The 7,177-nt window shown below is 34.7% G+C and carries 4 protein-coding genes and 1 pseudogene; all 5 read right to left on the bottom strand.

The window, feature by feature from the left end; all coding sequences use genetic code 11:
* Window positions 1–210 precede the first annotated feature (210 nt).
* The 5 genes and pseudogenes from RWL86_RS08035 to RWL86_RS08015 all read right to left on the bottom strand — a co-directional run bounded on the left by RWL86_RS08035 (window position 211) and on the right by RWL86_RS08015 (window position 6,576).
* Entirely contained in the window at window positions 211–1,626 is a 1,416-nt protein-coding gene (locus RWL86_RS08035; RefSeq protein WP_314078677.1) for a glycoside hydrolase family 32 protein, read from the bottom strand.
* 78 nt (window positions 1,627–1,704) lie between these two features.
* A pseudogene (locus RWL86_RS08030) lies at window positions 1,705–3,099 on the bottom strand (sucrose-specific PTS transporter subunit IIBC); the annotation flags it as partial.
* A gap of 822 nt (window positions 3,100–3,921) precedes the next feature.
* Window positions 3,922–4,635 (bottom strand): methionine ABC transporter permease, encoded by a 714-nt coding sequence (locus tag RWL86_RS08025; RefSeq protein ID WP_314078676.1) that lies wholly within the window; start codon window positions 4,633–4,635, stop codon window positions 3,922–3,924.
* Window positions 4,628–5,653 carry a methionine ABC transporter ATP-binding protein gene (locus tag RWL86_RS08020; protein WP_314078674.1) on the bottom strand — a complete coding sequence of 342 codons (1,026 nt, stop codon included), beginning with the start codon at window positions 5,651–5,653 and terminating at the stop codon, window positions 4,628–4,630. The genes RWL86_RS08025 and RWL86_RS08020 overlap by 8 nt, the downstream gene beginning before the upstream one ends.
* Window positions 5,654–5,718: 65 nt before the next feature.
* Complete coding sequence (locus RWL86_RS08015; RefSeq protein WP_314078673.1) at window positions 5,719–6,576, bottom strand: MetQ/NlpA family ABC transporter substrate-binding protein; 858 nt, start codon at window positions 6,574–6,576, stop codon at window positions 5,719–5,721.
* Window positions 6,577–7,177: the final 601 nt, after the last annotated feature.

Here is a 7,177-nt window from a genome sequence, read left to right as displayed (position 1 = left end):
ATTTCAGAATTTTATAGTGCTTTCTTCTATTTTTGAGACTTTTTGCCCAGCCTCTGCTTGTTATAGTTATAATTCACCTACCCCAATAATTTGAAAAGAAAAACGCGCCAAAAATTTAGCGCGCTTTCTCTAGAGATAGTATATTTATTAGAAATCAATCTATAATCAAAGTCTATTTTAAATGACAAAATCGTTTAGTATTTGTCGCACTTAACTTAACAATTCACAGATAAATCCACTTTCCTTCATACTATACACTTCAATCATCATTTCTTGCTCAACACTTTGCTGAACCACAAAGTCTAATGCCTCTTCTTCCGTAAAGAATCGAAGCGTGAATACTTCTTCTCCCTCATTGACAAATAACTCTAAACTTGAGTAGTCCATCCATGCATTTAGATGTTTCAATGGAGATTGTAACGTTCTTTCTCTTGTTTCTCTTTCTCCTGTTTCCCAATCGGTACGACTGACAGATAATACTTGAGTCTCTGCATCATATTGAATGAAAATTTCATTACGTAATTGAATTGCTAATTTATCCTGAACGGCTTCTTTCCAATTCACTGTCCACACTTGTGCAGGTGAAGAAAAGACCGATTCAAAACGAGTCGCATTCCATTGAATTTTTTGTACATCTGTTGTTAAATTCCATAATTCACGTGCAGGTTTTTGAAGATATTTTCCATTTTGAACGGATACTTCACGTGGAATGGTTAAGGCATGAATCCAGCCATCTTGAATTGTGGGGATGAGCCCTTCTTTTCCTTCTGGAATTCCCATCCAACCATATTGAAGAATACGTCCATCTTCTGCTTGAAAACTTTGTGGAGCATAATAATCAAATCCTGCATCAACTTCAGTTAAATTTTCCTCTTCTACAATGAATTTACCATCAATTGTAAACTTCCCTAATTGCACAACAGTTTGGTATAAATTATTGAATCGTTCTCCAATAGCTTCAATTCCTTGTGGAGAATAAATAAACGCATCCTTTTCTTCAAATGGAATCACATCTGGACATTCCCACATATAACCGAAGTCTTTTTCTTCCGTACTAATCGAACCATTCAGTACCCAGTGAAGTAAGTCTTCTGAACGATACACTAATGTATCGCCTTTTAAGTCTTCCGTTTGAGCTCCTACAACCATCCAGTAATGATCCACACGTGCATCATACCAAACTTTTGGATCACGGACATGTCTTGTATAACCTTTTGGATGTTCGAATAATGGCCCCTTTTTTTCAAAATGAATGCCATCTTCTGACACCGCTAAACATTGATAACTAGAAGCATTTCCTTCTTCATCTTTTACATTTCCTGTATAAAATAACCATAATTGATTCTGATGAACATATGCACTCCCAGAATAAACACCGCTTTTATCGAACCATTTGTCTGGAGCTAATGCTAGTTCTACTCTTTTCCATTGAATCATATCATCAGAAATAAGATGTCCCCAATGTTTATTTGCATGCTTTGTATCCGTTGGATTCCATTGGAAAAACACGTGATATTGTCCTTTGAAATAAATCAATCCATTTGGATCATTCATTAATCCATAAGGAGGAACAATATGATAGACTAAACCATATTTTCCAGTATTACTATTTCTCATTAAACTCATTGATACTCCTCATCTACATAAAAGTCGAAGCTATCATATGACGCTTCGACTTGCTTTTTTATTTTATTTTTTCAACATATCGTCGCTATAACCGATTGTATATGTTAAAGCAAAACTTACTGCAAAAGCTACTGCGATTGCTAGTACATATAAAGGGAATTGGCTATTTAAGAATAATAACATCCCTGGTAATACTGTTACAGACATACCTGTTGCTTTTAATCGGAATAAAGCTGCTAAGAATCCTCCTGTAGCTCCTCCGATTAATCCCATTACAAATGGTTTACCAAAACGTAAGTTAACCCCGAAAATTGCTGGCTCTGTAATTCCTAATGCAGCTGAGAAAGCTGATGGTAATGCTAGAGCTTTTAATTTTGTATCTGTTGTTTTGAAGGCAACTGCTAATGTTGCTCCTACTTGTGCAGCCATTGCTGCTGAGATAATTGGGTTAAATGGATTTAATTCCACACCTGTAGCAATTTTTGAAGATTGTAATAATTGTGTTTCCAAGAAATTAAAGATGTGGTGAACTCCAGTTACTACGATAACTTGTTGTAATCCACCAATAATAATTCCTGCTAGACCAAATGGTAATTGTAAAACAAATTCAGTTGCATTTAATACTACTGTTTCAACTGAGTGGAAGAATGGTCCAATGATGAATAATCCAAGAACACTCATTACTAAAAATGTTAAGAATGGTGTTACTAATAAATCTAATGCATCTGGAACTTTTGTACGTAACCATTTTTCTAATTTAGCACCAATCATCCCAACGAAGAATGCTGGTAATACTGTCCCTTGGTAACCTACTACTTTAATGAATCCAAAGAATACGATTGGCTCTGCTCCACCGGCAGCTACTACATAAGCATTTGGTAAAGCACTGTTTACTAACATTAATCCTAAAACAATTCCAAGTACTGGTGAACCGCCAAATACTTTAAAGGTTGACCATGCTACTAAGGCTGGCAAGAATGCAAAGGCTGTATCTGTTAATACTTGTGTGTATAATAAGAAGTTTTTGTCGATAACGTCAGGTGTCATTCCGAATAATCCTAGGAAAATTGGGTTTGTTAATAATCCACGTAATCCCATGAATAATCCTGTTGCTACTAAGACTGGGATAATTGGAACGAATACGTCTCCGAATGTTCTACTCATTCTTTGGAATAAGTTGCCTTGTTTTTTCGCTTCTTCTTTCATTTGTGCTGTTGAAGTTTTTGCTACTCCTAAACGGGCAACAGCTTCATAGACTTTATTCACTGTTCCTGTTCCGAAGATAATTTGGTATTGACCTGAGTTAAAGAATGCTCCTTTTACTCCTTCTAATTAATCAATCGCTTCTTTATTGATTTTTGATTCGTCTAGAACCATAATTCTTAATCGTGTAGCACAGTGTGCGACAGATTGAACATTCTCACGTCCTCCGATATTTTCAAGGACTTCTTTTGCAATTACATCATAATTCATGTTGAACTATCCTTTCTTTTTTCAATTGGGAACCACATTGTGGAACCGGTTTGCATACATAAGATAAAGGAAAATGAAAGACTTGTCAACTACTTCTAACAATGTAAATGATGTAAATTTTATGAAAAGGTTGTTTTCAGCTTTAATTAAAATTAAAATTCAACGGACTTTTGGGACTGTAGCAATGGACGCCAGTAGCTTCGCTTTGCGAATCTCTTGGCTAAAATTTGAGCCTCGGTCTCAAATTTCCCAGTAATAGAAACTGATACGACAGTTTCCATTACCAATGCTACTTGAAAAGTCTGTTGTATTTTTATTTTTTGTACGGATAACAAATTTATCGGTGGCATTAACAAGGAACGTAAGATCCTACCACAAAAGAAAAGACTTTACATAGTAGCACCAAAATGAAACCTCAGGTTTACTGCCGTCCGTTGCTACTATAAAGCAAAGTCTATATCATAAACGTACTCTCATAAATATCGATCCACAAGAAAAAACTTTGCATAGTAGCATTAGTCCAATAAGCCAAGTTGGCTTATTGGACAGGAAAAATTGAGACTACAGGCTCAATTTTTAGGCATGAGACCAAAGGTCTGCTGCCGTCCTTTCCTACTACAAAAGGAAGTCTATCTCTTAAACGTACTTACATATACACACGTCTATAAGAAAAGACTTTGCATAGTAGCATAAGTAATATAATCTGCACTGGCAGATTATATTACCGGAAAATTCGAGACCCTAGGCTCGAATTTTAGCCATGAAACCGAAGGTTTGCTGGCGTCCGTTGCTACTATCACGCAAAGTCTATTTCGAAATTTATCAACGTTTGTCGATCCTCTTCACCGCATAGTCTCCGACAAATTGAATCAAGAACACAAGAATTAAAATTGCAACCGTAGCCACAAAAATAATATCCTGCTTATTACGAGTAAAACCAATCATATAAGCCAAGTTCCCTAATCCCCCAGCACCAATAACACCCGCAACAGCAGTTGAACCCACTAACGCAATCGTTGTTACCGTAATACCTGACACTAACGCAGGAAGCGATTCAGGAATTAACACCTTCGTAATAATCTGACGAGTCGTAGCCCCCATTGATTCAGCAGCTTCTACAACCCCAGAAGGAATCTCATTTAATGAAATAGACACTAAACGAGCATAGAAAGGAGCCGCACTAATCACTAAAGTAGGAATCGCACCCTTAGGCCCTAAAATAGTTCCCATCAACGCTTTCGTAAAAGGCATTAATAAAGCCAGTAAAATAATAAATGGAACCGAACGGAAAATATTAATAATTCCAGAAAGGAATAAATTCACCCATTTATTTTCTAAACTTCTACCCGGACTTGTTAAATATAAAAACAAACCAAGCGCTAAACCAATAATAAACACGTAGAAAGTAGATAGAAAACTCATATAAACTGTTTCGTTAGTCGCTTTAATCACTTCATTCCAATCTACATTTTTTAAACTCAACATCTCTTGGAATAATTCTGAAAAACTCACTTGAGCTAAAAACACATTAAACATTTTCTAGTACCTCCACAATAATTTCTGCTTTTCTTAAGTAATCAATCACTTCTTCAGCTTTAGCAGATTCTTCTTCAATTAAAATAATCATACTTCCAAGCACACCTTTTTGCGTTACATTTACATGCGCTTGTAAAATCGAAATTGAAACATCTAGTTTACGAATGACTTCTGATAAAATTCCTTCAGCAGTTGTATCCCCTAAATATTGAATACGAACAGCTACTCCAGGACGAAGTGAAGTTGATAAATGCTCAAAAACATCATGTAAATCTTGTTCAGAACGTTCTTCCCCCACAAATTGTTTTGTAATGGTTTGTTGAGGATTTTTAAAAACGTCTAATACTTCCCCAGTTTCAACCACTCTACCTTGTTCCATTACCGCAACGCGATGGCAAATTTGGCGAACAACATGCATTTCATGTGTAATTAATACAATTGTTAATCCTAAACGTTTATTAATTTCTACTAATAAATTTAAAATATCTTTTGTCGTTTTTGGGTCTAATGCACTTGTTGCTTCGTCACATAATAATACTTCTGGATCATTAGCTAATGCACGAGCAATCCCAACTCTTTGTTTTTGTCCACCAGATAATTGAGACGGATAAGATTTTTCTCTTCCAGTTAAGCCTACAATTTCAATTAATTCAGCTACTTTCTTTTGACGAACATCTTTTGCAACTCCAGCAATTTCTAATGAAAAAGCAATATTTTCTTCCACTGTACGTGACCATAATAAATTGAAATGTTGGAAAATCATCGCAATTTTACGACGTTCTTGTAATAATTCTTTTTTCTTTAATGTAGTAATATCTTTATCATTGACAAAAATATGACCTGTTGTAACAGATTCAAGACCATTTAATAAACGAATTAATGTACTTTTACCAGCTCCTGAAAAACCAATAATTCCAAAAATCTCGCCTTTTTTAATATCCAATGAAACATCTTTTACTGCTTCAACTATCCCTTGTTTGCCATGATAAATTTTAGAAACTTCTTGTATTTTAATCATCATTCTTCTCCTTATACTCTAAAAAGGTGTGGCAAATAGCGTATGCCACACCTTGTATTTTATCATTATTTTGCAGGAATTACAGATCCATCTGCATATTTATCAGAAATAAATTTACGGATTTCATCACTTTGTAATGCTTTAATTAAAGCTTTGATTTTATCTGAATCTTTATCTTTTGGTTTAACTGCTACTAAGTTTGCATATGGTGAGCTTTCATCTTCTAAAGCAATTGAATCTTTTTTAGGAGATAATTTTGCATCGATAGCGAAGTTTGAGTTGATGATTACTGCATCACCTTCATTAGCTTCATATGTTGATACTAATAATTCAGGAGCAATTTCATTTTTGATTTGAATGTTCTTTTTATTTTCAACGATATCGCTTAATTGAGCGTCAACTGGTTTAACACCATCTTTTAATTTAATTAAGCCTGCTTTAGTGAAGAATGCTAAGAAACGACCAACTTCAGCTGGGTTTGTTGAAGCATATACTGTTGCGTTTTCTGGTAAATCTGCTAAAGATTTATATTTTTTAGAGTAAATAGCCATTGGCTCGATGTGTACATTACCGATACTTACTAAATCTTCGTTGTGTTCTTTATTGAATTTTTCTAAGTAAGGTGTATGTTGGAAGTAGTTTGCATCTGCATCTCCTCCGAATACGATTTGGTTAGGTGTTACATAGTCATTTACGATATTGATTTGTAAATCATATCCATCTTTTTTAAGAATTGATTTAGCTGCTTCTAAAATTTCACCGTGTGGTGCTGGTGAAGCGACTACTGTAATTTTTTTATCTTCTACTTTTGGAGCTGCTGTTGTTGCTGCATCTTTTGATTGAGATGCTCCGTTTCCACATGCTACTAATGTTGTTGCTACTAATCCTAATGCTGCTGTTTTAATTAATTTTGAAATGTTCATAAATAAATTCCCCTTTTCTTTTTACATTAATATATGATGATTAACGGGCGCGCTTTCCGTCAATCGTCGAATCAGATAATTGATGTTATAAGTATTTGAGCCATAAAAAAACTCCACCTTAGTTTTTGACTAGAGGCGAAGGATCGCGTTACCACTCTATTTTTAACAATCTTCACAGCTTGTTACTCTATAAGTACATATTTATACTCTAGTACGGTATCGGGCACCATTCGCAGAAGCTTTATCACTCCTGTTGCTCCCAGACCATTTTCAATAAAGTTCCTGCATCCTTTTTCACCAACCGAACTCTCTTTTTACGTTCGCTTTTATTTACTTATCTGTTCATTGCATCAGTTATTTATCTGTTGTAGATAATATAATATATATTCAAGTTATTGTCAACGACTTTAGATAATTATTTAATATAGTTTTTAACTATTATACACCATAGTTTTTCTGCATGGTAGGAAGAATTAATATATATTCTAGTTTCTCTACGAAAAAAACGGAGAAAGACTTCCTCATAGTAGCATGAGTGAAAGCAGCCTATAAACGTCAATCTAAAAATGTACAAAAGTGGGAATTTAAAAATGTACAATTT

The sequence above is a fragment of the uncultured Granulicatella sp. genome, assembly GCF_963515095.1.
Taxonomy (GTDB): Bacteria; Bacillota; Bacilli; order Lactobacillales; family Aerococcaceae; genus Granulicatella.
Note: the sequence above shows the minus strand (reverse complement) of the source record. Positions and strands in the feature narration are given on the sequence as shown.